Source organism: Pseudarthrobacter sp. NBSH8 (assembly GCF_014217545.1).
Taxonomy (GTDB): Bacteria; Actinomycetota; Actinomycetes; order Actinomycetales; family Micrococcaceae; genus Arthrobacter.
Window position 1 is genome coordinate 1,710,668 of sequence record NZ_CP043178.1, and the last position, 26,293, is coordinate 1,736,960.

Sequence of the window (26,293 nt, forward strand, 5' to 3'; positions counted from 1 at the left end):
TTCTACAGGCTGGCAGCCTGCTCCTGGACTTCCCGTTCGGCCGTGGCTGCGCGATGTGCCTTGCTCCGGGTCTCCTTGGAGAGAAACACCGAAAGTGCGGCGATGGCGATCAGCACGATGAAGTACCAGGCGATGTTGCTGGTCTTGCCGCCGTTGGGCAGGCCCATGAGCATCGTGGCCATGAGCGGGGCGGTGCCGGCGCCGATGACGGAACCCAGTTGGAAAGTCAGGGACACGCCGGTGTACCGGTCCTGCGTTTCGAACTTCTCGGCCAGGAAGGCGCCGATGGGTCCATACATCGAGGCCTGGATGATCGGATTTCCCACAATGAAAGCCAGGGCGATCAGCCAGAAGTTGCCGGAGTTCAGCAGGGCGAACATGGGGAACACCAAAACCACGGAGACCGCTGCTCCGGCGAGCATGACCGGCCGCCGGCCGAACTTGTCAGAGAGCCAGGCGAAGAAGGGGATCGCGAAAATGTGCAGCACTGACGAGACTGTCAGCATCATCAGTGCGTCCTGGCGGGAAACCACACCCTGCGCAGCGACATAGGGCACAGCCCAGATGGCGAGGAGGGCCTGCATGAAGAGCGGACCGGCTACTGCGAGGGTGCCGAAGAGCGCGGACAGCGGGTACTTTTTCAGCACCCGCACGATCGGTACGCCGGTGTGTACTTCGCCGGCGGCGCGGGCCCTCTCAAAGTCGGGTGATTCGGTGACCTTGTACCGCAGGTACAAACCGATGATCACGAGGGTGGCGGAGAGCAGGAACGGGACGCGCCAGCCCCACGTAAGGAACTGCGTGTCCGGCAATCCCGCGAACAGGCCCAAGACCAGGGTGGCGAAAACCGAGCCCGTGGGACCGCCGGTGACAGCGATCGACGCCGCGAACCCGCGGTTCTTCTCCTTGACGTGCTCGGCCGCCATGAGGGTGGCGCCGGCCCACTCGCCGCCCACAGCGAGTCCCTGGATGACCCGGAGCAGGACCAGGATCAGCGGGGCGGCAATACCGATGGTCTGGTACGTGGGCATGAGCCCGATCGCCACGGACACGATACCCATCATCATCAGCGTGATGAAGAGCATATTCTTGCGGCCAAACTTGTCACCGAAGTGGCCGAACAGAATACCGCCCACCGGGCGGGAGACGTAACCGGCCAGCAGGATGACAAAGGAAAGGGACGTGCCAAGCACCGGATCCATACCGGCAGGGAAGAACAGTTTGGGGAAGACCAGTCCGGCGGCGGCGCCGTACAGCAGGAAGTCGTAGTACTCCACGGTTGAGCCGAGGAAGCTGGACACCAGGGCGCGGCGGGTGTCCTTCTTGGTGCCCGCCGTCGAATCTGCGGCGAGAGGGGATTGCGTCATTGCATGCTCCAAAAGGGGTGCGGTTGCGTCGGGAGATGGACGAACGTATGCGCTGAGAATGTCCCGCCCCCGCGCCTGTGACCAATGACATGTTCCGTACCGCGGAACGGTTTCGTTCCCAGGCCTGACTCTTTCGGGCCCGCGCCTGTGACAATGAGGCCCTTCGCAGTCCACGAAAGGAAACGCATGTCCGGGAAATCCGCTAATGTCCTCACCAAGCGCCACGGCCCCGTGCTGGTGGTGACGATCAATCGGCCTGATGTCCTCAACGTCATTGATACCGAGACGGCCACGGCACTGGGCGAAGCCTGGGAATCGGCCGCCGATCCCGGGGTCAGGGCCTTGATCCTCACGGGAGCCGGGGACAGGGCGTTCTGTGCCGGCGCGGACATGGACGCCCTGGCCCGCGGTGAACTTCTTCGCTCCACCGCCCCGGGAGGAAACGAGTGGGGTTTTGCGGGGGTCGTCCGCCACGAAGTCACCGTCCCCGTCATCGCGGCGGTCAATGGCGTTTGCCTGGGCGGCGGAATGGAGTTGGTGCTGGCAGCAGACCTGGCGGTCGCGGCGCCACGTGCCCGGTTTGGCCTTCCCGAGGGCAAAATCGGTGTGTACGCGGGCGGCGGAGGGGCATTCAGGCTCCCGGCCCAGATTCCTTCGAAGGTGGCCATGGAGATCCTGCTCACCGGACGCATGGTGGAAGCTGACGAGGCCGTCCGCTGGGGACTGGTCAACGCGGTGGCCGAAGATCCCCTGGCCGGCGCCCTGGAACTGGCGGGGCGTGTGGCCGCCTGCGCGCCCTTGAGCGTGGCCGCCACCAAACGGATCGCACGAGGCCTCGATTCCCGGCCGGACGGGACCCTGATACGACAGGGCGAGGACCCGCATTGGCAACGCAACGAAGGGGAGGGACCGGGTGTCCTGGGGTCGGCTGACTGTGCTGAAGGAGTGGCCGCATTCAGGGCCCGGCGGGCGCCGGTCTGGAGCGGAAGATAGCCCTGCTTGAGGCGATTGACAGACCCTAGTGTTCCGAGGTTCGGCACAGCGGCTGGCGGCAGGGCCCGGCTGGGGTGTCCTATGAGACTCAGGAACACCAGCACCCCGAATTGAATGGAGGGTCCCGCACATGACCACCACGGACTCCTGCCCCCCGCAGGCCAACCCCGCCATCGGCAGGATGCCCCGGCCCGCGACAATGACCACCAACATCGACGTCGCCACGCTCGTTGATGCCGACGGCGGACTCATCGACCGGTCGATCTACTCGCACCCCGGCATCTACCAGCAGGAACTGCGCCGGGTCTTCGCGCGCAGCTGGCTGTTCCTCGCCCACACCAGCCAGTTCAGCAAGCCCGGGGATTTCTTCACGACGTTCATGGGGGAGGACCCCGTCATTGTCACGATGGACAAGGGCAAGAACATCAAGGCCTACCTGAACTCATGCCGTCACCGCGGGGTGCGGCTCTGCCGGGCCGACGCCGGTGCCACTAAAATGTTTACCTGCTCCTACCACGGCTGGTCCTTCGACTTGGCGGGAGCCCTGCAGTCCGTGCCCAACGAGCAGGCCTATCCCGAGGACTTCGAAAAGAAGGACTGGAGCCTCCTCGAGGTTCCCAACGTGGCCTCCTACAAGGGATTGATCTTCGGCAACTGGGATCCGAACGCAGCGCCGCTGGAGGAAACGCTTGGCGACATGCGCTACTACATGGACGCGATGCTGGACCGCGACCCCGAGGGCACCGAAGTCATCGGCGGAGTCATGAAGTGGGAGCTTGAGGGAAACTGGAAGCTGGCGGCCGAGCAGTTCGCCACCGACTGGTATCACGTGAACATGTCCCACGCCTCAGCGCTGATGGTCATGTCCCCGACGGGCCGCGGACCCAAGCCGGACATCGCAGCTACCCCGGGCCGCCAGTTCCTCGCACCGAACGGCCATGGCGCAGGATTCCCCACCCACCCCAAATCACGTTTCGACTCCCGCGCCGTCCACGAGTACTACGACTACACCGCCCTTCGGGAGCGGCTGGGTGACGCGGCTGTTGAAGGCCCCATGACCACCGGACACGCCACCGTCTTTCCGAACTTCTCCTACCTGCCGGTCAACGGCTCCATCCGGGTTTGGCACCCTAAGGGACCCAACAAGATTGAAGTCTGGGCCTGGATCTTGGTGGACAAGTCAATGCCGGATGACGTGAAGGACGCTCAGCGCCTCTACAACCTGCGCACCTTTGGCCCCTCCGGCATCTTCGAAGCCGACGACGGCGAGAACTGGTCGGAAATCCAAGCCATCTCAGGTGGCTTCGTCACCAACCAGGTTCCCCTGAACTTCCAGATGGGAATCGGCAGCGAGAAGGAAGACGGAACGTACCCCGGCCAGACGAGCGAACTGTATTCGGACGCCGCCGGACGCTCCTTCTACCGCCACTGGGCCAACGTGATGAACGACCCCGCGTGGCACGAGAACACCGCAAAGACCAACACCCCAGGAGATACCCCGTGAGCGAATCCATCAACATCGGAACCGTCGAGGACATCGACGAGGGCGAAGCCACAGTAATTTCAGCCGAGGAAAACGGTACCGGCGAAGACATTGCGGTCTTCCACGCCGAGGACGGCAATTTCTACGCGCTGAACGACAACTGCACCCACGAGACCGCGTCCCTGGCAGATGGCTGGATCGAAGGCACAGAGGTCGAATGCCCCGTCCATTCCGCCAAGTTCTGCCTCAAGTCCGGCACGGCCCTGTGCATGCCCGCCACCATCGCAGCCCGCACCCACAAGGTGGCGGTCCAGGACGGCCACGTCATGCTCTACCCCAATGTCAGCGCAGTCGTCTAATGGCACCCGCCAACGACGTGACGCCGCTGAACTCCATCACGATAGTGGGAGGCGGCATGTCCGGGTTCTCCCTGGCCAAGGAGCTCCGCAGCCGCGGTTTCCAGGGAGAGCTGACCATCATCGACCCCGCCGGCATCCCGTACGACCGCCCGCCGCTCAGCAAGGATTACCTGCTCGGCTCACGCGGCGCGAAGGACATCGAGCTCGCGGCAGCAGAGTGGTTTACCGAAAACCGGGTGACGGTGGTCACCGGGCGTGCCACGGCACTCCGCCCTGACGAGGCCACAGTGGTTCTCGACGACGGGCGGGAGATCACCGGCGACAAGGTTGTCCTCGCCACCGGTGGAGCCGCCCGGCGGCTCGCCATCCCCGGCGGGGACCTTGATTCGGTGCTCGAGTTGCGGACCCGCGAGGATGCCGACAAACTGCGCTCAGCCCTCAAACCCGGTGCCCGGCTGGCGATTATCGGAGCCGGCCTCATCGGTGCGGAGGTCGCTTCGTCTGCCCTGCCGTTCGGCGCCGAAGTAGTCCTCATCGATCCCGTGGATCCGCCCCTCGTGCCGGCCGTCGGCCACGAACTGGCCCGCCTGCTACACGACATGCATCCGGAACGCGGTGTCGAGGTCGTCACGGGCGTTCCCACCTCCATTACCCGGGACAGCCAGGGCCATCATGTTGCCATGGCCTCGGGCGAAACCATTGACGCGGACGCCGTGCTGGTCGGCATCGGAATTATTCCGGAAACCGGTCTGGCCGAAGATGCCGGCCTGGCGACGGACAACGGCACCCTGGTTGACGAGTCACAGCGCACCGCCCACCCCAACGTCTACGCAGTGGGCGACAGTTCCCGCATCCGACTGGCCGACGGTACCCTGCTCCGCCGTGCCGAGCACTGGGAGCATGCTGTGAACACAGGCGCGACCGCCGCCGCTGCCCTTCTGGGGCAGGAGCTACCGAAGCACGGAGCCAGCTGGTTCTGGTCGGACCGCCACGGCGTTCACGTGGAGGGAGTCGGCAGCATGACCGGGGAAGGGACCACCATCGTCCGCGAAAAGGACGGGGAGCCCTCAGTGGTGTTCCGGCTCGACCCCAGCGGTTATCTGGCCGGCTGCGCCGCCGTCGACGGAGGGCTGTCCGTCAGGGCCGCGCGCCGCCTCATCGACCGCCGGATCCTGGTGGAGCCCCAGAAGCTCGCAGATCCGACTATCGACCTGAAAAAGCTCACGAAGTAACAGGACCGGCTCCAAGGAAGGAACCATGACAGAACATGTTGTTGCCGGGGCCGCCGCCACGGCCGTGGACGAAATCGAAGGCAGGCTCGCCGACGCTGAGCTCGCCTACCGGGTCCAGCAGTTTTACTTCTACGAGGCTGAACTGCTCGACGACGGGCGGTTCGCGGACTGGCTGGAAATCTTCGCCGAGGACCTGACGTACTGGGCCCCGCTCCGTACCAACAGGCTCCGGCGCCAGGCCGCACTGGCCATCGGCGCCCGCGGTGAAGCTGCGTACTTCGACGAGACCAAGGAATCCCTGGCGTGGCGCATCCGGCGATACGATTCGGGCATGGCCTGGGCAGAGGATCCGCCCTCCAGAACACGCCATCTGGTCTCCAACGTCACCGTCCGCCACAGCGGCACGGACCAGCTCAAGGTTCGCTCGGCATTACTTGTCTACCGGAACCGGCTCCAGACCGAAACCGACATCTATGCCGGCGGCCGCACGGACATCATCCGCGTCGAGGCGGACGGCAGCTTCCGTGTCGCCCAGCGCGAACTGCTGTTTGACGCCAACGTCCTGCAAGCGAAAAATCTCAGTACATTCTTCTAGCAAAAACGCTCCTGATGCCATTCCATTTCCAGCATCAGCCGCGATAGAGAGGTAACTATGAGCGGAAATTCTTCCGCAGGGTGGCTCAACAGTGACGTCGCCCTCATAACCGGCGGCGGTTCCGGCATCGGCCGCGCCGTGGCAGAGCGATTCCTCGCCGAAGGCGCCTCTGTCGTCCTGTTCGGCCGTGACCACGACAAGCTCAAAGCCGTCGCAGAACAAACCGGCGCAGCAGACCGGGTGTTGACTATAGCCGGTGACGTCCGCGAGCCGGAGTCAATTCGGGCGGCGGTCCAGGAAACGGTTGATCACTTCGGCAAGCTGGACATCCTCGTGCCCAACGCGGGCATCTGGGACTACAACCGCTCGGTCACAAGGCTCACCGGGACGCAACTGTCGGAGGCCTTCGATGAGCTGTTCTCCATCAACGTCAAGGGCTACCTCCTGACTGTTGAGGCGGCCTGGCGCGAACTTGTGAAGTCCCGCGGATCCATCGTCATGACCCTGTCGAACTCCTCCTTCCATCCGGCCGGCGGCGGAATCGTCTACACTGCCTCGAAATTCGCCTGCCGCGGCCTGGTGACCCAGCTCGCCTACGAACTGGCCCCCAAAGTGCGCGTGAACGGCGTGGCCATCGGCGGAATGAACACCGACCTGAGAGGCCCGGAATCGCTCGGACTCAACGACCGTTCCATCTCCGATTCCTTCGCCCGCTCGGAGATCACCGGCCACAATCCCCTGATCCCGCTGCACGACTCCTCGGTTGAGCCCAAGGACTTCACCGGCTCCTACGTGCTGCTGGCTTCACGGTCGAACGCCAGCAACATCACCGGGGCCATCATCCCCGCGGACGGCGGCATCGCCGTCCGCGGTTTCGGCAGCAACGCTGCGGGAGGCGACGACCTTTGACGCGCTCAATCGACATCAATCCGGCCGCCGGCGTCCTTCGCCAAGCGCGGTACTTTCCCCGCAACACCGCCCTGATCTATGAGGGCGAGGAGCTTGACTACGCGGCGCTGGCAGCACGGATCGAGGAGTATGCCCGGGCCTTTGCCGCCAGCGGTGTCAGACGCGGTGACCGGATCGGCTACCTGGGGCTAAACAGCAGCACCTTTATCATGACCATGATGGCGGCCTGGTGGATTGGGGCCGTTTTTCAGCCGTTCAACTTCCGTCTGGCGCCCCGGGAGATCGAAAGCCTCATCGCCACGTCCAAGCCGCGCTTGCTGATCGTGGAACCCGGGCATCAGGACGTCATCGATCGCGCGGACGGGCTGGACACCAACTCGCTCCAGCTGGTGCTGGTGGACAACGATTCGGCTGCACCCGCTCCGGTTCAAGCGCAGCTCGAGGACAACTGGACGCCTCTGAGCCGTTTTCTGGCATCTGGCAGCGGCGCGGAGACGCCCGAGCCGGCGACTGCGCACGACGACGACCTGGCCATCCTGATGTTCACCTCCGGAACTACCGGGGAGCCCAAGGGCGTGCAGTTGACGTTTGGAAATATCTGGTGGAATTCCGTCAACGTCGACTCACTCGTCGACACCCGTCGCGGTGACGTCAATCTGGCGGTGGCACCGCTGTTTCATATTGGCGCGCTGAACGCCCTGACCATCCGCCTGCTCGTGCGCGGTGGCACAACGATAGTCCGACGCAACTTTGATCCCCGACAAACTCTCCGGGACATCGAAGAGTACCGCGTAACCCAGGCCTTCCTGGTTCCGGCCCAGCTCTCGGCGATGCAGCAGACGGACGAATTCCAGCAACACGACATCTCCGGCCTGCGTGCCCTGATCTGCGCCGGCGCCCCGGTCCCGCCGATACTGCTAAAGCAGTACGAAGGCAAAGGAGTTCCCGTGCAGCAAGCCTGGGGACTGACGGAGACATCACCGTTCGCGACCTACCTGCCCGTTGAACTCACGTACGCCAAGGCGGGCTCCTGCGGCATCCCGATGCCGCACACCGACATCCGGATCGTCGATCCCTTCACCCTGGAAGACGTAGAGAAAGCCGGCGAAACCGGCGAAATGTGGGTCAAGGGGCCCAACGTCACCAGCGGATACTGGAACAACCCCGAGGCCACGGCGTCCGCTTTCCACGCTGGCTGGTTCCGTACCGGAGACATCGGTTACCGCGACGAGGACGGATTCTTCTTCATCGTCGACCGGCTGAAGGACATGATCATCACCGGCGGCGAAAACGTCTATCCCGCCGAGGTGGAGCGGGCGCTGATGGAATTCCCCGGCGTCCTCGACGTGGCCGTCGTCGGCGTCGAAGATTCAAAGTGGGGTGAGTCCGTAGTGGCCGTCATGAGCTGCAAGGACGGCCAGGTTCCCACAGTGGAAGAGGTCAGGGAATTCACCAGCAAATACCTTGCCCGCTACAAACTGCCCAAGCGTTTGGTCATCACCGGCGCAGTGCCCCGCAACGGCTCGGGCAAGCTGGACAAACTCAGCATCCGGCAGCTCGTCAACAAGGAAGGGTAATCCGAATGTCTTCCGAAGATGTGGACCTGCTCAAATGGCCCGAACCGCTGCCGCCGTCGTGGCAGTGCGTTCCGGAGCCCCCGGTCACGGGCTGGGACGCGGTCTTCAGCGTGACCGAGAACGGCAGGCCGGCCGGCACGGTCAGCGTTGCCTTTGTGGTCTCGACACCGATCGCCGCGGCCTATCCTGCCGGATTACGGGACCGGCTCATCCATCCCGATGCGGAGGCCGGCGCGCCGGTTATTCAGCTGGTCTCGGAGCGGGTCATGGCCGCGGATCCAACCTGCCGCAGGCTGGTACTGGCCGTTGATGAGGGCGATGTCGCCGGAATTGCCCGCGGCGAGGCGGCAGGATTCCGCTACGTCCTCGACGTCGATGTGCCCGGCAGGTCCTTGTCATTGCTCGCCGCCGAACCGGAATCAGTACTTGAGGACTCACGCCACCTAGACGACGTGCCCACGAAGTAGGTCCACAACGTAAGATCCTGCACATCTTGTGCCTGCACAGGAAGGGCGGCGTCAGGCGCCCTGCACCAGCCGTAGTTGATGCTGCCGCTGTGCGCTTGCCGCTGCCACGGCACGGCCGGCCGCGTAGCAGACCTTCCGCAGCGCGGTGGCCTGGGAATCGGGAATAAACTTTCCAGCGGGACCGGAAACCGACAACGCAGCCACCGGCCTGCCGTTGGCCCCCATGACCGGAGCTGCGATGCAGTTCAGCCCCACAAGGATTTCCTCGCGGTCGTAGGCGAGGTTGGTTTCCCGCACTCTGGCCAGTTCAGCGCGGAAGGCGTCCGGCTCCGTAATCGTAGCTGGTGTCCAGGCGGACAACTGCGACTGCAGGACCTGCTCGGTGGCATCCGGGTCATAGGACAGCAGCATTTTGCCCACCGCGGTGCAGTAGGCGGGGGCTTGGCCGCCGATGCGTGAGGGGCTGCGGACCTGCAGGTGGCCGTAGAGCTTGTTCAGGTAGACCACTTCGGTGCCCACCAGAACCGCAAGGTGGACCGTCTGGCGGCTCATCTCATACAGGTCAGCGAGGTAGGGCGTGAGCGCATCCCGGATCCGGCCATGGGCCGCGCTCTCATTGTTGGCACCGAGGTTATGGATCAGTTTGCCAAGCCGGTAGGCGTTGCCTGCCCGTTCCACGGCGCCGCTGCGCTGCAGCATCGCCAGAACCCGGAAGGCCGTGGACTTGGACATGTCCGCCCGGCGGGCAAGTTCACTGACGCCGGCACCGGTGAAGGCATCATTGCCAAAGGCGCTGAGCAGTGCCATGGCCTTGTCGACGGCGGCGCGGTCATCGCGCCCTGCGGCAGCAACACTGGATGCCATATTAATCCTTTAGCAGGGGGTCGCGCCCGTCCACGGACCGTATCCCAATTGGCTTGGGCCGGCTTCGATGACCGGCTCTTCCAGTTTGCGTCCAACACTGGAGTATGTCAAACATGACTAAACGTCATTTATAAGTGACAATGGAGTGTGTCGCTTAACGATCTCGTATCCAGGAACGTCCGCCGCTTCCGGGCGGAGCGGAACCTCACTCTCGGGGAGCTTGCCCGCAGGGCTTCGCTGTCCAAACAGACGCTGTCCAAAATCGAACAGGGTGGGGGAAACCCTACCGTCGGCACACTAGAGGCGATCGGCGAGGCGCTGGGACTGAGCTACCGCGGGCTGCTGACTGAGTGGGGAACCAAGACCCTTGTTTCCCGTGCGATGGACGCTGCTTGGGTCCGCACGCTCGTCGGTGAAGAACGCAATCTGGACCGCATTTACGGCTCGGGCTATGTCCGCACACAGGTTGTCACCGTGGAGCAGACCCAGCGCGTGAGACTCGTTACAGCGCAGACCCTGGGCACCCTGCATCAGCTCTACGTCATCGAGGGCAGGCTGGAAGCCGGCCCGGAGAACGAGATGCTCGTCCTCAGCATGGGGGACTTCGCGCGATTCCCCGGCGACGTGGACCACGGCTACCGCAGCCTCGGCGGACGGGCCATGTTCCACCTGACAACCACAACCCCCGAGGTGCCGCAGTTCACTGCATCCAAATGACGGGCCGGTGAACGGCTCAGCGACCCCCCTCCGGCACCCGGCCACGCTCCTCCGGAACGGCATAACCGCTCGGTACCTCCAGAACGGCGAGAGTGCATCGGGAAATGCACACCAAAGCGCCGGCGTCGTTGGTGATCCGCACCTCCCAGACGTGGGCACGCCGACCGACGTTGACAGGACTCGCCGCACCATGGACCCAGCCCGTCGATGCCGGGCGGATGTGATTGGCATTGATTTCCTGGCCGACCACGTGGAACCGGGTACGGTCCACCGCGAGGTATCCCGCCCAGGAGGCCAGCGTCTCGGCAAAGGCCACGGAGGCGCCGCCGTGCAGGACCCCTGCAGGCTGGACCGTCCGGCCGTCGACGGGCATTCGTCCGTGCAGCGCGGTGTCCGTTACCTCCGTAATTTCGATGCCGAGGTTCGAATTGAGGCTCTGCGCGCCCCTTCCATTGAGGTCTGCCAGGTCGACCGCGCCGTGCCAGAGTGTCATCCGATGCTGTTCCTTCCGAGAGCGGCCTTTTCGTTGAAACGCCGCCCACCACGCTAAGACCCCGATACCGGCGGTGTGCCCGTGCATTCCGCCTGACGGCACGCTTTGTGGCCCATGACACCAAGGCTTGCCACCATGGATGCATAACCAGCGACAGCCCGCCCTCTGGTGCTGTCCGCGACATCCGAGGAGCCCGGAAACCACATGCTTGCCGCTGTTGCTGTCCGCCAGAATGCTGACGATCCGCTGTCCGGACTTGAGTTGCGTGACGTCCCGGTGCCCCAGGCGGGGCCCGGGTGGACGCGAGTGAAGGTTAAGGCCTCATCCCTGAACATGCATGATGTCTGGACGCTCCGGGGCATCGGGCACGATCCCAAGAACATTCCCATCATTCTTGGCTGTGATGTCGCAGGGGTCACCGACAAGGGCCGCGAAGTGGTGGTGCATCCGATCATTGCCGATCCCGACGCCGGCCGCGGCGACGAAACGCTGGACCCCAACCGGGCGCTGCTCTCGGAGCGGCACGACGGCGGGTTCGCCGAGTACATCGTGGTGCCGGACCGCTGCCTCGTGGACAAACCGGCCCACCTGAGCTTCGAGGAGGCGGCCTGCCTGCCCGTGGCCTGGTCCACCGCGTACCGGATGCTCTTCACCCAGGCCAGCGTCACCGCGGGCGACAAGGTCCTGGTCCAGGGAGCCGGCGGCGGGGTGGCCTCTGCTGCCATTGCCATGGCGGCGGCCGCAGGAGTCACCGTCTACGCCACCAGCCGAACCGAAGCCAAACGCCAGCTGGCACTTGAGCTCGGCGCCCATGCCGCCTTCGAATCCGGTGCACGCCTGCCTGAGCGGGTGGACGCCGTCATCGAAACCGTCGGCGAAGCAACCTGGGCACACTCGCTGCGGTGCCTTCGCCCGGGCGGCGCGATCGTCATCGCCGGGGCAACGAGCGGCACGGCACCCGACGCCGACCTTGGCCGGGTGTTCTACCAGCAGCTGCGCGTCCTGGGTTCGACCGGCTCGACCCGGCACGAAACCGCCGCGATGCTGCGTCTTCTGGCCAGCACCGGGCTCCGTCCCCGGATCGACCGTGTCCTACCCCTGGAGCGGATCCATGAAGGCTTCCAGGCAATGATCGATGGCGAGCTACACGGGAAGGTTGTCATCAGCGTCCCCTGAGAACGTTCAGCCCCGACGGATGACGGGCCAACCACCCAGAAGTAATTCCAGCGACCCTGGCAACGCCGCCAGGAGATTAGGTGAAGATGAAAGCCACCCACGAAAGTGAAGTCCTCATCATTGGTGCCGGCCCGTCAGGGCTGGCACTCGCAAACATCCTGGGCATGTACGGACACTCTGTGACTGTTCTTGAAACCCTGGACCGGCTGATCGACTACCCCCGCGGGGTAGGCCTGGACGACGAATCCTTTCGCACCATTCAGACCCTCGGCCTCGCGGAACAGGTCAAGCCGCACACCACTCCGCAGCACATCATGCGGCTGGTCAACGGCGCCGGCAAGACCATCCTGGAAAACAATCCGGAGACCATGGAGTTCGGCTGGCACCGCAAACACAGCTTCATCCAGCCCGAAGTCGACCGGGTGCTGCACGAGGGGCTCTCACGTTTCGACAACGTGCGCGTGCTGTTCGGCCACACGGTTGAAACTGTCGAGGAGGACTCCGACGGCGTCACTGCCGTCGCGCTGTTTGCCGGCGCCGAAGGGGCAGAGGAACGGCGTTTCTCGGCGCAGTATCTGGTGGGCTGCGAGGGCGGAAAATCCCCCACCCGGAAGCGGCTGGGTGTCAGCTTCGAAGGTGAATCGCCGTCAACGCGGTGGCTCGTTGTCGACGTCAACAATGATCCGCTCGGCACCCCGAACGTTTTCCTCGGTGCTGACCCGAAGCGGCCCTACGTCTCCATCGGCCTTCCGCATGCCGTGCGTCGTTTCGAGTTCATGTTGCACGACGGGGAAACGGAAGAACAGGCGACAGACCCAGACTTTGTGAACCGGATGCTCAAGGACCACGTTCCGGATCCGTCTAGCCTGCAGTTCATCCGCCGTCGCGTCTTCACCCACCACGGACGCGTGGCGGGCTCCTTCCGAGGGGGGCGACAGCTCATTGCTGGCGACGCCGCCCACCTGATGCCTGTGTGGCTGGGACAGGGGTGGAACTCCGGAATGCGTGACGCCACGAACCTGGGCTGGAAATTGTCCACCATTCTTCGCGGCGCTGCCTCGGACCGGCTGCTGGACACATACACCTCGGAACGCAAGGAACACGCCAAGGCGATGGTTGACCTTTCGCTGACCTTCGGCGCCGCCATCAAGCTGACCAATCCGGTCGCCGTCGCGGCCCGCGACGCCGCCTCCGCGGTCCTCAACCTGTTGCCCCAGGTCAAGAGCTACTTCACGGACATGCGGTTCAAACCGATGCCGCGCTACACCGTCGGCGTGCTCGCGGACCCCACCACCCTGGAGCCTGGTCATGCCGCCGCAAAGCTGACCAGCCGGCTGATTCCGGTGCGGACGGCCAAGAACAAGGTGTCGCCAGTCGGGGTCCAGTTTCCGCAGCCGTGGGTGACTTCCAAAGCGGGGACCAACATCCTGCTCGATGACGCGATCGGGAACTGGTGGTCCGTCCTGGTCTGGGGCAACAGCCCCACCGATGTCCTGCCTGCGGAGTCCCTTGCCCAGCTCAAGCTGATGGGCGCCCGCCTGGTCTGCCTGCTTCCCGAGACCCAGCGCACTTGGGCCGAAGAGAACATGGATAAGGATGTCCTGGTCCTCGGAGACCACACCGGGCAGATCAAGAAGTGGTTTGATGACCGGCCCACCCCCCTCGTGTTCCTCCGCCCGGACCGATTCGTCGCCGGTGCCTGCCTCGTGCAGAATGCACCGGCCACCTTGAATGCCATCCTGCAGTCGCTGGAGTTCACCGCTGACGGCCCGGCTGTCCCGGCGTCCGACGTCGCGACACCTCTCGTGGGTGTCACTGCCTGAATCCAGGCAAACAAAAACTGGTGGCCGGCTTCCCTGAAGGGGAACCGGCCACCAGCGTTTGGCGGCTGTGCGGTTTAGCGGGTGACGCCGCGGGCAGCCAGGTACTGCTTGATGATCGTGTTGAACTCCTCGGCGCGCTCCACCTGCGACCAGTGTCCACACTGGCTGAAGATGTGCGCATCGGCTGTGGGGATGATATTTAGCAGCTCCCAGGTGCGGGAAACCGGGATCACCACATCTTGGACCCCATGGACGAGCAGTACGGGAATATCCAGTCTGGAAAGAACGTCAAAGTCGAGCGGCAGCTCAGTGCGATCACGGTCACGCGCCGCAACGACATCGGCCAAACGATCGGAGGCTGTATCGTTCAACGCCGCCTGGTAACGCAGTGCGACCAGTTCGTCGGTGACCAGGGACTTGTCCACAACGAACAGCTCCAGCGTCCTGCGGATGCCGGCTTCGGAAAGGTCTGGCTTGGAGTGTCCGGCAAGGGCGCCGGTGAGCTTGGCGCCGCCCGTGCCCATGGAAATGATGCCGAGCAGCCGCTCCGGGTAGTCGATGGCGAACTGGAAGGCCAGCCAGCCACCTAGGGAGTTCCCCACGATCCACGTTTTCTCAATGCCCAGCGCGTCGAGGACGCGAACCGCATGGCGGACCCATTCCTTGATGCCGTACTGGGTGCCTTCGGCCACTACCGACTGTCCATAGCCAATGGAGTCGATCGCGATGCAGCGCGCCTGTTCGCTGATCTCCGGCAGGTTCAGCCACCAGTTGGCTGCAGCGGTGACTCCGGTGCCGGAACCGTGTAGGAAAAGAATCGGTGTGCCCTCGCCGATGTCGTGGTAGTGGGTGATCTCGCCCTCAGCGGTCTCAACCCACTTGTCTTCCAAACCAAAGAACGGGGCGGTGACATAGTTGGGGACTTGAGTTTGTGTCGTCATATCTGTGGCTCCTGAACTGACGGCGGCTAGCCGCGGGAATGGCAAGGCAGGCCCTGCATGGGGTTCCATATCACGTTAGGCATATCCGGCACCTGTATGTGGCTGGCGTTCCGCCATGCGGCACACGGGCTCAGGTTGTCTTTGTCCCGGGCGCAGCCCTGATGGCTACATGTTTAGTAAGGCAGCGGCCAAACGCGCCGGCACCCGGGAACTAGTTGTCGGTCGTAGTCGGCGATGAATGATCGTTTGTAGCGTAAGTTACGTGGCTTCGCTTGAAAACCTCGAAGCCGCCGTGGCCCGTTTGGGGAAGACCTGATCAACAACGGCCTGGACAGGCTTCCTTTCAGATGACCCCGCCGCAGGCTTCCGCGCACACGGGATCTCGCCCGATCGCCCAGAAGTAGTTCATGAGATTTTCGTGGAAGACGATGAGAGCGGTTCCCTCCCATGCCCGGGAGGGCCGGCATAGGCCTGCGCCAGGTTGGCCCACGTTTCCGCAACTTCCCCGGTGGTCTTGAGGGAAACATCGTCGATATGCCGTCGGCGAGTGGCCAGCAGTGCGAACTCCAGCGCATCCCCGATCACCCGCTGGGTTGCATGCTCCGGTCCCCACGACCAAGTTTCGCCTTCGAAGGTTAGTTCGACGCGGATCTCGTCGGGGGGGACGGGCAGTCCGTTGACCTTGAAGCTGTAACCGCGCGCGGCCACGGCCAAATGGGCGATGTGGCGCAGCCGTGAGGAACGTGGGGGTTTAAGGCCCAGGGCGTCCCGGATGTCTTGGCCGTGAGCGAAGGTTTCCATGATCCGGGCGCTGATGGCTGCCGCGGCGCCCATAGGCGGTCCGAACCACGGCATTCGGCTGGAGGGGTCGGAGCCTTCCAGGATTTCCGCAGCGCGGCGCTGCCCTGAGACCCAGCGCCGCATAATGACTTCCGGGGCCTTGGTCGCGCCTGATGCGGCGGCTTCGTTGACGACACCTTCGGGATCGGCGAGAACGCGGTTGCGCAAGGCGTCAAACTCGTCCGGCGAGCATAGGGCCAGCGCGAGGGCTTCGTCAGTCCAGGTTAGGTGGGCGACTTGATGCCTGATATCCCAGCCAGGGGCCGGGGTAGCGAGCTCCCAGTCTTCAGGGGAGAGAGGGGACAGGTCCGCTTCCAAGGCCTGAGTCTCGTCGACCCAGTCTCGGATCAGGCCCCTGATGGATACGGCCATCAGGCGGCCAGCTTTTTCAGTTCATTCTTCATGATCTTTCCTGTGGCGTTCCGCGGCATGTCAGACAGGAACTCGAAACTGGCCGGAACCTTGAATGCAGCCAATCTCTGCCGGCACCAGGACCGAAGCTCGTCTGAAGTGCACGCGTCTGCATTGACGACGACGAATGCTTTGCCGACCTCCCCCCATTTCCCGTCAGGGACGCCGATCACGGACACCAGCACCACAGCGGGATGCTGGTAGATGACGTTCTCTACCTCGGCGGGGTAGACGTTCTCACCGCCGGATATATACATGTCCTTCCACCGGTCCACTATGTGGAAGATGCCGGCAGCGTCGAAACTGGCTGCATCCCCGGTGCGCAGCCATCCGTCGGGCCGGATGGCTGCGGCCGATTCCTCGGGCTTGTTCCAATAACCGCGCATCAGCATCGGCCCGCGGAGCCACAGTTCACCGATGGAACCGGCGGGCAACGGAGAGCCATCTGCACCGCGCACGCTCGCTTCTGCGTGCATCGCCGGGACGCCGACCGCAGACTTGCCATCGCTGCCGCGGGGCGGCATGGCCAGCAGCGACGAGCCCGCCTCCGTGACCCCGTAGATTGACATGACGTTAACGCCGCGTTCCTTCCAGAGGTCGACCAAAGCTCGCGGCACGGGTGAGCCCCCTACGGTGGCATTGACGGGCAGGAACTCGGCTTCCGCAAAGCCCGGCTGTGTCGCCATGAATTGGAAGTTGGCCGGTACACCGCAGAAATGCGTGACTCCAGTCTTCCGGTCTTGGAATAGACGCAACGTTTCGGCGACGTCGAATGACTGCATGATCAGCGCGGTGCCGCCGTGCATCAACAGCGCGTTGGCATAAAGATGCAATCCCGCCACATGGAAAGTCGGCAAGACCGTGAGCCCCACCGATTCCGAACTCACGTCGCCCGCGTAGGCCGAGTTCTCGATGTTGGCTCGCACGCTGCGAAAGGTGTGGACGGCGCCCTTTGGCAGCCCCGTTGTGCCGGACGTGTACACGATGACCCAATCGTCGTCCTCCGTCAGGTCTTGCCGCCACGCGGTTGCCGGAGCGGACGCGACCGCCTGCTCGTATCGGCCTTCCGGGCCCTCTCCCCAGCTCAGCCGGCTGACAAGCGTCTGACCCCCGGCAAGTTCCTGGGCCAGTGCATCGTTGGCGCCGTCGTGGACGAGAAGCTTTGGACTAAAATCCTCCATGATGGCCTTTAACTCATGGGGGGAAAGGCGCCAGTTCATCGGCACCATGATCGCCCCCACTCGGGCACATGCGTAGAGGATCTCAAAGACCCGCGGATTGTTCTGAGCCAACACGGCAACCCGGTCGCCCTTACGGATACCAATGGCCTCCAGATGCCCAGCCAGACGGCTAGTGCGTTCCACCAACTCCGCGTACGTCGTTGTCTGGCCGGTGCTTAGATCCCGGAGTGCAGCTTTGTCCGGAACGCGTGAGGCTTGAAATTCCAGCCACGGGACGGGGTTGCCCATTGATCCTCCTTGATATGGGTTCGCACGATCGAAGACCACTGTATGCATGTGACAATGCGCAAGGGAACGTGAATAAAGCGGCATCCTTCGTTGGAAATAAAGGTTTGACCCGTCGTGATCGTCCACGACACGATCTGTTGAGCGTAAGTGACCGCCGTCACGACGCCCCTCTACCAAATCGAAGGAGCCAATGGTGGCCACTTCTGCAACCACACCAATGCTTACGCCCCAACGCGTCCGCCCCCGAACAGCCCGCGACATGGTCGCCGTAAACATCGGCAACGCGATCGAATGGTTCGACTGGAACGTTTACGCCATCTTCACCCCGTTCTTCGCCGCACAGATCTTCCGCGCCCAGGATCCCGTGTCAGCCACGCTATCGACGCTGGCGATCTTCGCCGTCGGGTTCCTCATGCGCCCTATCGGTGGTTGGGTGTTTGGTCTGATCGCCGACCGTAAAGGACGACGCTTCAGCCTGACGCTCGCTATCATGCTGGCAGCAGTAGGCAGCCTCATGATCGCTGTAGCCCCAACGTTCAATCAGGCCGGCGTATGGGCATCTGTCGTACTGCTGCTGGCCCGCTTAGTACAGGGCTTCTCCCACGGAGGTGAGACCGGCTCAGCGTTCACATATCTGGCGGAAATCGCGCCGCACAACAAACGTGGACTCTGGGCATCCACCCCGTGGATCGGGGTCGCCCTAGGCACAATGCTTGCCACTGGGTTCGGCGTCCTGCTCACCAGCGTGCTGGATAAGCAGCAGATGTCGGAATTCGGGTGGAGGATCCCGTTCGTGATGGGCGCTGTGCTGGGTCTCTACGGGTTGTTCCTGCGGTTCCGCATGGCCGAGTCAGAGGTCTATGAAGCCAACAAGGAAGAGGATGGACACAGCCAATCCCTGCGTGACACTTGGCGTGTGTTGGTCGAGAACCGCCGGGCCGTGCTCAACATCGCGATCCTGTCGTCCAGCGGCGTGGTCATCTTCTACACCTGGTTCATTTTCGCCCCCTCTTACGCCACCACGGTTTATGGCGTTCCAGCGAGCCAAGCCCTACTCGCCGGCTTGGCAGGTCAGGCCGTGTTCCTCCTCGCGATCCCGATAGCGGGAGCGATTTCTGACCGAGTCGGTCGTCGCCCGATGGTGATCGCCTACACGCTTGGATTCGCCATACTCGCCTTCCCGCTGGAATGGATCCTTGGACCATCCGCCCTGCGCGTATTCCTGGCGATGGCCCTGGCATCGTTGATCCTCGCCACGTGCTGCGCCCCGCTTGGGGCCATCTTCACGGAACTCGTTCCGACTCGGATCCGGGCAACGGTCGTCGGAATGACGTACGGCGGATTCTCAGCTATCTTCGGCGGCACGGCCCCCTACCTGAACACCTGGCTTTCGAGTATCGGTCTCCACGCAGTGTTCGTCTGCTTCGCGATCGTGCTTTGCATGCTTACCTTGATCGTGTGCCTGCGGTTGCCAGAGACCAGAGGCATGAAGATGGAGTAGTAACAGAAGAAACCCCCAGCACAGGAGGCGGCGTCGATGCCGAAGTTCACATTCAGGCAGCTCGAGTATTTTCGGACTATCGCGATGAACGGCAGCATCAGCGCCGCCTCTGAGCAGGATCATGTGTCTCGTTCGGCGCTGGCCGCTGCCATGGACGAGCTGGAGCGGTCCCTCGAGTGCCAACTATTCGTCCGGCACAAATCACAAGGCATGGTGCTGACGCCGGCTGGCGAACAGGTGCTGGGCATGGCCCATGATTTGCTCAATGCCGCTTCTGACTTGGAAACAACCGCCCGTGGAGGGAACCTAAACGGCAATCTTGCCTTTGGATGCTTCACCTCACTAGGCCCAACACTGATTCCGCGGCTCTTCGACTACTTTCGGCAGCAACACCCCGGCGTCACTCTGCGTTCCTACACCGAGCCACTCGATAAGCTCCTGGATCTCTTACGCACGGGCGAGATCGAGATGGCGGTCAGCTACAACCTCGACGCCGACCCCATTCTGCAGACCGAGCCCCTCTACAACGCCCGGCTTCACGCCATATTGCCTGTCTCGCACCCCCTTGCATCGGCGGATGTTGTCGATGCCGCCACGCTTGCGGCCGAACCACTTATCCTCCTAGATACACCGCCGAGCCCGGAGTTCGTTCGCAGCTACTTCGCCGTCCAAGGACTCACTCCTAACATTCAGCACCGCTTCAAGAACTTCGAGGTCATCCGCTCCCTCGTTGCCCGCGGCGTAGGATATTCCTTAGTCATCCAGCGACCGGCAATAGACCTGTCCTACGAGGGACTCGAATTGGTTGCCCGTCCGCTAAATCCTCGACCACGAGAAGAAACTGTCTCCTGTGCGTGGCCGTCGAACAGAAAACTCTCACCAAACGCACGGGCCGCCCTTGACGGACTGCGTGCGGTCGCACGTCCTGTCCATAGCTTGGACCCCTACAGCCCCTAGTGTCGGCGCAGAGGTTATATAGGCTTCAGGATCACCGGCGCGCTGGATTTCCCGAACGCGCCATCACCATTCCCAACCTTTGGAAACCTCACCTGCGGTTCCAGGAACGACCGCAGCGTCCGGTACAGCCTGAGTTCTCTTCACCAATGGCCGTCGCGCTGTCGCAGGAGGCGCGCCTCCAATGTCGGACCTTCTGTCGCGTTACCGCCCAAAACTAATGACGCACCCGAGAAACCCGAGGGTTTGCGCGACTCCAAGTGAGACGTGCGGGAGCTGTAGCCTGAGGCTCACAATGCCTCGCCAGCGCTGACACACGCATTTCAAGTCTCCGAGAGAGCGGTACTTAGTGGAAGTTGCGAGGATCCTGCCGTGGTGGTCGGCGGTATCACTGGCATCGGAACTGCTGCGATCCGACGGACACGTCACGCAGACCTGCCCGTAACTCCCGGAGTCAGATTTGACTGTTTCGACGGGAAAGAATTTGAAAAAATGAGCCCGCACCGGGTGTCGGGACAGCCCTCCCGGTTAAGCACCTACTCATACCGCCCACGCGTTCAGAAGGCCAGCGGAGCTGACATCACAAGACTCTCAAAGGAGGGGCGTGCGAAGGCGGGCTCAACGGACAGCTCCTGCCGGACGAGATCGTCCGAGCCGCCGGGGACTGCCTCAGCCGACGGATGAACCAAGCCGAACAAGACCTCTATGGCAGCGGCGAAGTCGTCCTGACGGCCGGCTTCGGCTAGCTCCCGGGCGCGGACGGTTGGTACATGAAGCAACTGCCTGAGCATGCGACGAAGGGCCAACTCCACTTCCTCTGCATTTGCCTCACTGCCCTGCGTTACTCTGACACGCTCCATTTCAGTGCTGAGGGTTTGCTGAGCGTGTCGGCGAAGGGCAACGATGGCCCAATAAATGGAGCGGCGCTTCTGCTGTTCCTCGAATCGGCGGACCGCTTCCTGGATAAGATCGCGGGCGTTTCGAAGGTCGTCCGAGAAGGCACAAACGCTGAATGATCAGAAAGAGGACAACGCTATGCCGTCGTCGGCCAGCTGGACGCGCGTTCGGGGCGCGGCCCTGATCGTTGGCACCTGTGGCTGCGGCTTGTGGCGCCGCCGGGATTCCGTCGTTTCGTGTGGCTCTGTCAGTCCGCGGTCGGCGTCTGGGCACTGCCCGGTCATGCAGCGGAACGCCTATCGGATCATGAATGGTTTGAAGGGAGATGACCTCGTAAAGCAGAGCCTTGAACCTCAGAGCGCCGTGCGGCCTGCCGGAGACTCGGCAACGAGCGCGGGCAGGACCCGTTTGCAGCCGCGGTTGAACTTCTCGAGCAGGATCAAGTTGTTCAGGGCAAAAGAAGCGCCGCACCCTATCGATGCGGGGTGCGGCTGTTTGGGGGAGGCGTTTGGTGGGGAGAATTGGGGGTGTGGACAGTGTCCACACTTTGGGTCACGGACTGGGCCGTACCGGTGCCGGACTGGGCCGTACCGGTGCCGGACTGGGCCGGATTGCGGAGGTTTTCGGGGGAGTGGCGGAAATTCAAGGGCTGGAACCCGGTTCGAGTCCCACCTCGGGCACGTGTTTTCCCTGGTCAGGGGCTTTTTGGTGTTTTTTGGTGTGCACATTGTGCACACTCTTTCCTCTGACTTGATTTTCCGGGGTGTGTGGGTCCCGGAGGCCCTGTTCGGTTGTGGGGGAGCGGCTCACTACGGCGGGCCGGGTCCCGCCTGGATGGGCTTCTTCTGGGAGTTCATCCTCGTTCGTCCTTCCGTTGGGTTTTTGCCTTCACCACTTCATGATGGCTAAGGCCGCATACAACATGACTTGCTTATTACTCTTTAGATCGACCTGGGGTGCTCTTTTAGGACGACATACTTCTTGACCTCGTCGGGGGTGGCCAAGCCCACCAGCAGGTGCCGTCGTCGGTGACCTTGTGCGGTGACACGCAGAAACGCGCCCTGCCTTGGGGCCTGGGTGCATAATCGGGTGAGGTGTACTACTGATGTGAGACACAGTTTGAAAGGATTGTGCCCATGTCTTCCCGTCCCACTTATTCCGATGAGTTCAAGGCCGATGCCGTGAATCTCGTCATCTCCTCCGGCCGTTCGCCCGCCTCGGTGGCCCCCGAGCTGGGGATCTCCGTGACCGCGCTGAAGCGGTGGGTCCAGCTGCATCGGGAAGGAGAGGCCGGCTCCGGCGGCAAGCCTGATGACCCCGTGGATCCCGCGAAATACAAGGCGTTGGAGGCCCGGCTGCGGGAGCTGGAACGGGAGAATGATTTCCTGAAAAAAGTTTCGGCGTTCTTCGCCAAAGAACAACGGTAGAGGACCTCTACCGGCTTGTTCAGGAGAAGAACGCCGAATCCCTATCACCTGGATGTGCGCCCGGCTGGGCGTCCCGCGGGCCTCGTACTACCGGTGGCTGGACCACGAGGAATCACCGACGGCTGCCCGGCACCGGGAGCTGACCGGACTGGTAAAGGCGATGTTCGATTCCTCCGACGGGATCTTCGGCCACCGCATGGTCCACACCAAACTCTCCGCCGCCGGTGTGGAGATTTCCGTAGGGACGGTCGCTGCCATCATGGCGGAGAACGGCTGGGCGGCCAAGCGGATGCGCGCCTTCAAACGCACGACCATCCCCTCGGACCCGGACAAGGTCTTCGCGGACCTCATCGGCCGGGACTTCACCTCAGATACCCCCGGCACGAAGCTCGTCGGTGACATCACTTACCTGCGCACCGGCGAGGGCTGGCTGTACCTGGCCACCGTCATCGACCTGTGCACCCGCATGGTCGTCGGCTGGGCCATGGCCGATCACATGCGCGCCTCCCTGGTCACTGGCGCGCTGGCGATGGCCAGGGACCGCGGACACCTGGCCCCGGATGCCATTTTCCACAGCGACCGCGGCACCCAATACACCTCCCGGGAAATGGGCGCCTGGTGCACCGGCAACAGAGTCCGCCAGTCCATGGGGGCCACCGGGGCTGGGACAATGCCGTCGCCGAGTCGGCGTTCTCATCCCTGAAGAACGAGTTCTACCACCACCACAGCTTCGCCACCCGCCAGGACGCCCGCCGGGCAACCATGCGCTACATCGAGGTGTTCTACAACCGCTGGCGGCCCCACACCAACAATGAGGGGCTGCCGCCGGCCACAGCAATGGCCAACTTCAAGACCAAAAACCAGCCGCTACCCGCGGCCGCCTAACCCCCAATAGAAACCAACCGGCTGTCTCACATCCTTGACACACCTCATTGTTCTTGGTGGGGTGCTGCTGTGTGTATGGGTCCTTGTTGAACGCCGGGTCGAATTTCCGCTGGTCGACCTGACTCTGATCCGGCGCGGTGGGATCGGCCTCCCGATCATCGTTGCACTTCTCTTTGGCGCACAATTGTTCGGGTCCCAGACCCCTAGCGCTCTGTTTCTCCGGGCCGATCCTGCGACCCTGCATTACGGCCTTGGCATGAGTTCGTCCGCGGCGGGTCTGGTCCTGGCCATCTTTGCCTTTGCCGCTTTCTTGGGGGGCGACTGTGAGCGACCGTGTGGCGAAATGGTTCGGGGGACCCAAAGCCATCATGCTTGCTGGCTTCTTGGGTGCAGCGGCCTACATACTGATGATTTTCGTGCGGGGGAACGCCCTGACTTTTACCGTATGGCTTGGTCTGTCCGGATTCAGTGGCGGAGTAATTATCGGCGCCTTGCCCACCATTGTGGTGAACCGGGCACCGGCAGACTCCGTCGGCATAGACTCGGCTGTATATAACACCGCAAGGACAGTCGCCGGGGCGGTCGCGGGTGCAGTCTTTGCCTTGGTGATGTCCTCACTTATGACCACCAGCACCGCGGGCGGGATCACGGTCCCTGTTTCATCCCACCTGTCGTATCAGGCAGTGTGGGGGATCTGCGCGGTGATTTGCGTTGTTCTCGCCATTTTTGGCCGGCCGGATGGGCCAGCCACTTGCCAGCCCTCCGGCTGACCTGGATGCCGGTGCGGAATCTACAGCAGTAAAAGAACCAGCGGCCACCTGACCGTCGTCGATCCTGGAGACGGGATCCGCGCACCCATCGTCGCGTCCCACTGACGGGCTCCGTGCGAGGCGGCTCATTAGCTGCCTCGGGCGGAGTTCGTCCCTGTGTCAGGGAGTCCCAGCGGCGTCACTGGATCATGGGGATGTATTCGCCCGTATGCCGTTCGGAATCGTCGAAGAAATGCCCCAGACGTTTGGGCGTACGGAGCACAACCTGCCTGCGGACGCTCATGCTTGCCCGGAGCATGCTCTGAATCTTGGCTTCCAGTTGATGCACGGCGGAGAGGCTGCGCAGCCAGACGTCGAACACCGGGTGGCCCGCCGCTGGCGTTGGCTGACCGTGCATTTACCTGTTGGCAAGCGAACTCTATTTGTCCGACGCTTCGGCGTAGGCTCCGAATCCCGGCACATGTATCCCGCCGGCGAGGATCCACCAATAGGAGTCGCTGGCATCCAAGCGCTTGCCTATGCTCTGCCGGCTGGTCTCCTGCTCGGGAACATCCCGGCGCTGTGCCCTGCTCCCGGGCCGGTCCACACACGCCGGCTAAGAATCTGCCACACCGGGACCACAACCACGGCTACGCCTCCCGCCGGCCGTCCACCAGCCGAGGCACCCCAAGGGGATTATCCCCGCGGAGTGCCTCCGGCAGGAGGTGCTGGGGGAAGCCTTGGTAAGCGACCGGCCGCAGGAAGCGTTCGATCGCGGCCGTGCCCACGGACGTGCTTCCGGCGGCGGTGGTGGCGGGGTACGGTCCGCCATGCTGCTGCGCATATGTGACCGAAACACCTGTTGGCCACTGGTTCCAGACCACCCGACCCGCCTTGCGGGCCAGGATCTCCACAAGTTCGGCCACCTGGCAGGAATCAGTTCCATGGACGGTGGCGGTCAGTTGACCTTCGAAGGTCTCGGCGAGCTCGGGGAGTTGGGACTCGTCGTCGTACGTGATGACTACGGCGGTGGGTCCGAAGCATTCGGTTTGGAGGGCATGCGGCTCCGACAGCATGTCCGCGGCAGTGGTGAGGAGGAGCGTCGGACCCGGGGGATCGGCCAGTGGGCCTGCTCCCTGGGCCAGCACCGTGAGGCGCGGGTTTGACTGCAGGTTCGCCAGGACGTCGGTGTAGCCGGACTGGATCCGTTCATTAAGCAGGGGCGCGGCCGGTGGCAGGGCGGCGTCGCGCAGGGCCTCCACCATCCCGTATCCAGCCGGAACAAAAAGCGTCCCGGGCTTGGTGCAGAATTGCCCGGCCCCCATGGTGAAGGAGCCCACGAACCCCTGGGCGATCTCCGCACCACGCTGGCTTGCTGCGGCTTCGGTGACGAAGGCCGGGTTGTTGCTGCCCAGTTCCCCGAAGAAGGGGATCGGTTCCGGCCGGGAATTCGCGATATCGAACAGTGCGCGGCCGCCAGGGATGGACCCCGTGAAGGCGCCGGCTTTGACCCGAGGGTCGCGCAGGGCTGCGGCTCCCGCGGCAGTCCCGGCGATGAGGGCGAACGTGCCGTCCGGAGCGCCAGCCTCGCGAAGCGCGGAGGTCACCACCTCGGCTGTGAGCCGGGACAGTCCGGGGTGGCCGGAGTGGGCCTTGAGCAGCACCGGGCTGCCTGCAGCCAGGGCTGAAGCGGTGTCGCCGCCGGCAACGGAGAACGCGAAGGGAAAGTTGCTGGCCGCGAACACTACTACGGGGCCCACGGGCACGCGAACTCGCCGCAGGTCCGGTCGCGGCGCGCCCATTGGCCACTCGGCGTCGGCGTGGTCGATGCGGGCGTCAAGGTAGCCGCCGTCGCGCAGCTCTTCCCCGAAGAGGCGCAGCTGGAAGGTAGTGCGTTTGAGCTCTCCGCGCAGGCGCGCCCCGGGCAGGTGGGTTTCCTGTTCGGCTTCGGGAATGAGCTGGTCGGCTGCGGCATCCAAGCGGTCCGCGACGGCGTCGAGCAGCCGGGCGCGCTCGGCGGGACGGAGTGCGGCCAGTGGCGCCGCGGCCGTTTGGGCCGCTGCCAGCAGTTGTTCCAGCTCGGCGTCGGTGGTGGGCTGGAGTGCGACGGCGGAGGCCGGGGCGATCGTGGTCATGCGCAGTCTCCTTTCGGGAGGCAGGGTCA

General features: G+C 63.5%; 25 protein-coding genes. 16 read left to right on the forward strand and 9 right to left on the reverse strand.

Going from position 1 to position 26,293, the window contains the following annotated elements:
* Positions 1–2 precede the first annotated feature (2 nt).
* Positions 3–1,367, reverse strand: coding sequence for an MFS transporter (locus FYJ92_RS07830; protein WP_185263336.1), 1,365 nt, complete (start codon positions 1,365–1,367; stop codon positions 3–5).
* Positions 1,368–1,553: 186 nt separating this feature from the next.
* On the opposite strand from FYJ92_RS07830, the gene FYJ92_RS07835 reads away from it, so the two are divergent.
* The 8 genes from FYJ92_RS07835 (at position 1,554) to FYJ92_RS07870 (ending at position 8,982) form a co-directional block, all read left to right on the forward strand.
* Complete coding sequence (locus FYJ92_RS07835) at positions 1,554–2,360, forward strand: enoyl-CoA hydratase-related protein (protein WP_185263337.1); 807 nt, start codon at positions 1,554–1,556, stop codon at positions 2,358–2,360.
* A 130-nt stretch (positions 2,361–2,490) separates the two neighbouring features.
* Entirely contained in the window at positions 2,491–3,864 is a 1,374-nt protein-coding gene (locus tag FYJ92_RS07840) for an aromatic ring-hydroxylating dioxygenase subunit alpha (RefSeq protein ID WP_185263338.1), read from the forward strand.
* The gene (locus tag FYJ92_RS07845; RefSeq protein WP_185263339.1) at positions 3,861–4,202 is read left to right on the forward strand and encodes a bifunctional 3-phenylpropionate/cinnamic acid dioxygenase ferredoxin subunit; all 342 of its coding nucleotides are present in this window, start codon (positions 3,861–3,863) and stop codon (positions 4,200–4,202) included. The genes FYJ92_RS07840 and FYJ92_RS07845 overlap by 4 nt, the downstream gene beginning before the upstream one ends.
* Positions 4,202–5,434 (forward strand): NAD(P)/FAD-dependent oxidoreductase, encoded by a 1,233-nt coding sequence (locus tag FYJ92_RS07850; protein WP_185263340.1) that lies wholly within the window; start codon positions 4,202–4,204, stop codon positions 5,432–5,434. The genes FYJ92_RS07845 and FYJ92_RS07850 overlap by 1 nt, the downstream gene beginning before the upstream one ends.
* Positions 5,435–5,459: 25 nt before the next feature.
* The gene (locus FYJ92_RS07855; RefSeq protein ID WP_185263341.1) at positions 5,460–6,029 is read left to right on the forward strand and encodes a 3-phenylpropionate/cinnamic acid dioxygenase subunit beta; all 570 of its coding nucleotides are present in this window, start codon (positions 5,460–5,462) and stop codon (positions 6,027–6,029) included.
* Between the two features lie 57 nt (positions 6,030–6,086).
* Positions 6,087–6,938 carry a 3-(cis-5,6-dihydroxycyclohexa-1,3-dien-1-yl)propanoate dehydrogenase gene (hcaB, locus tag FYJ92_RS07860; RefSeq protein WP_185263342.1) on the forward strand — a complete coding sequence of 284 codons (852 nt, stop codon included), beginning with the start codon at positions 6,087–6,089 and terminating at the stop codon, positions 6,936–6,938.
* Complete coding sequence (locus tag FYJ92_RS07865; protein ID WP_185263343.1) at positions 6,935–8,515, forward strand: long-chain fatty acid--CoA ligase; 1,581 nt, start codon at positions 6,935–6,937, stop codon at positions 8,513–8,515. Before hcaB ends, FYJ92_RS07865 begins: the two co-directional genes overlap by 4 nt.
* A 5-nt stretch (positions 8,516–8,520) precedes the next feature.
* Positions 8,521–8,982, forward strand: coding sequence for a hypothetical protein (locus FYJ92_RS07870; RefSeq protein ID WP_185263344.1), 462 nt, complete (start codon positions 8,521–8,523; stop codon positions 8,980–8,982).
* Positions 8,983–9,033: 51 nt separating this feature from the next.
* On the opposite strand, the gene FYJ92_RS07875 is transcribed toward FYJ92_RS07870, so the two are convergent.
* The gene (locus FYJ92_RS07875) at positions 9,034–9,846 is read right to left on the reverse strand and encodes an IclR family transcriptional regulator (protein WP_185263345.1); all 813 of its coding nucleotides are present in this window, start codon (positions 9,844–9,846) and stop codon (positions 9,034–9,036) included.
* A gap of 147 nt (positions 9,847–9,993) precedes the next feature.
* Between FYJ92_RS07875 and FYJ92_RS07880 the strand changes: the two genes are divergently transcribed.
* A complete protein-coding gene (locus FYJ92_RS07880; protein WP_185263346.1) occupies positions 9,994–10,563 on the forward strand; it encodes a helix-turn-helix domain-containing protein in 570 nt (189 codons plus the stop codon).
* A gap of 16 nt (positions 10,564–10,579) precedes the next feature.
* Here the strand turns inward: FYJ92_RS07880 and FYJ92_RS07885 are convergent, their stop codons facing one another.
* Entirely contained in the window at positions 10,580–11,056 is a 477-nt protein-coding gene (locus tag FYJ92_RS07885; protein WP_185263347.1) for a hotdog fold thioesterase, read from the reverse strand.
* 204 nt (positions 11,057–11,260) lie between these two features.
* Here FYJ92_RS07885 and FYJ92_RS07890 point away from each other — a divergent pair, with 204 nt between their 5' ends.
* Entirely contained in the window at positions 11,261–12,232 is a 972-nt protein-coding gene (locus tag FYJ92_RS07890; protein ID WP_185263348.1) for a zinc-binding dehydrogenase, read from the forward strand.
* 86 nt (positions 12,233–12,318) lie between these two features.
* Complete coding sequence (locus tag FYJ92_RS07895) at positions 12,319–14,055, forward strand: bifunctional 3-(3-hydroxy-phenyl)propionate/3-hydroxycinnamic acid hydroxylase (RefSeq protein ID WP_185263721.1); 1,737 nt, start codon at positions 12,319–12,321, stop codon at positions 14,053–14,055.
* Between the two features lie 74 nt (positions 14,056–14,129).
* On the opposite strand, the gene FYJ92_RS07900 is transcribed toward FYJ92_RS07895, so the two are convergent.
* From FYJ92_RS07900 to FYJ92_RS07910, 3 genes are all read right to left on the reverse strand, one after another.
* Positions 14,130–14,996: an alpha/beta fold hydrolase gene (locus tag FYJ92_RS07900; RefSeq protein WP_185263349.1), complete on the reverse strand. Its 867-nt coding sequence runs from the start codon at positions 14,994–14,996 to the stop codon at positions 14,130–14,132.
* A gap of 405 nt (positions 14,997–15,401) precedes the next feature.
* A complete protein-coding gene (locus FYJ92_RS07905) occupies positions 15,402–16,208 on the reverse strand; it encodes a TIGR03084 family metal-binding protein (RefSeq protein WP_185263350.1) in 807 nt (268 codons plus the stop codon).
* Positions 16,208–17,716: an AMP-binding protein gene (locus tag FYJ92_RS07910; protein WP_185263351.1), complete on the reverse strand. Its 1,509-nt coding sequence runs from the start codon at positions 17,714–17,716 to the stop codon at positions 16,208–16,210. The genes FYJ92_RS07905 and FYJ92_RS07910 overlap by 1 nt, the downstream gene beginning before the upstream one ends.
* A gap of 190 nt (positions 17,717–17,906) precedes the next feature.
* Between FYJ92_RS07910 and FYJ92_RS07915 the strand changes: the two genes are divergently transcribed.
* Both FYJ92_RS07915 and FYJ92_RS07920 read left to right on the forward strand, forming a co-directional pair.
* Positions 17,907–19,217, forward strand: coding sequence for an MFS transporter (locus FYJ92_RS07915; RefSeq protein WP_185263352.1), 1,311 nt, complete (start codon positions 17,907–17,909; stop codon positions 19,215–19,217).
* A gap of 36 nt (positions 19,218–19,253) precedes the next feature.
* Positions 19,254–20,174 (forward strand): LysR family transcriptional regulator, encoded by a 921-nt coding sequence (locus FYJ92_RS07920; RefSeq protein WP_185263353.1) that lies wholly within the window; start codon positions 19,254–19,256, stop codon positions 20,172–20,174.
* A 554-nt stretch (positions 20,175–20,728) separates the two neighbouring features.
* On the opposite strand, the gene FYJ92_RS07925 is transcribed toward FYJ92_RS07920, so the two are convergent.
* A complete protein-coding gene (locus FYJ92_RS07925; protein WP_185263722.1) occupies positions 20,729–21,136 on the reverse strand; it encodes a hypothetical protein in 408 nt (135 codons plus the stop codon).
* A gap of 1,068 nt (positions 21,137–22,204) precedes the next feature.
* Here FYJ92_RS07925 and FYJ92_RS07930 point away from each other — a divergent pair.
* From FYJ92_RS07930 to FYJ92_RS07940, 3 genes are read left to right on the forward strand one after another with little or no spacing between them, the layout of a single operon-like run.
* Positions 22,205–22,495: a transposase gene (locus FYJ92_RS07930; RefSeq protein WP_185263354.1), complete on the forward strand. Its 291-nt coding sequence runs from the start codon at positions 22,205–22,207 to the stop codon at positions 22,493–22,495.
* 52 nt (positions 22,496–22,547) lie between these two features.
* On the forward strand, positions 22,548–23,198 hold the full coding sequence (locus FYJ92_RS07935; protein WP_185263355.1) for an IS3 family transposase: 651 nt from the start codon (positions 22,548–22,550) through the stop codon (positions 23,196–23,198).
* Positions 23,114–23,380 carry an integrase core domain-containing protein gene (locus FYJ92_RS07940; protein WP_185263356.1) on the forward strand — a complete coding sequence of 89 codons (267 nt, stop codon included), beginning with the start codon at positions 23,114–23,116 and terminating at the stop codon, positions 23,378–23,380. Before FYJ92_RS07935 ends, FYJ92_RS07940 begins: the two co-directional genes overlap by 85 nt.
* Positions 23,381–24,328: 948 nt before the next feature.
* Here the strand turns inward: FYJ92_RS07940 and FYJ92_RS07945 are convergent.
* Entirely contained in the window at positions 24,329–24,547 is a 219-nt protein-coding gene (locus FYJ92_RS07945; RefSeq protein ID WP_185263357.1) for a hypothetical protein, read from the reverse strand.
* A 232-nt stretch (positions 24,548–24,779) separates the two neighbouring features.
* Positions 24,780–26,264, reverse strand: a complete 1,485-nt coding sequence (locus FYJ92_RS07950; RefSeq protein WP_185263358.1) for an aldehyde dehydrogenase (NADP(+)) — start codon at positions 26,262–26,264, stop codon at positions 24,780–24,782.
* Positions 26,265–26,293 lie beyond the last annotated feature (29 nt).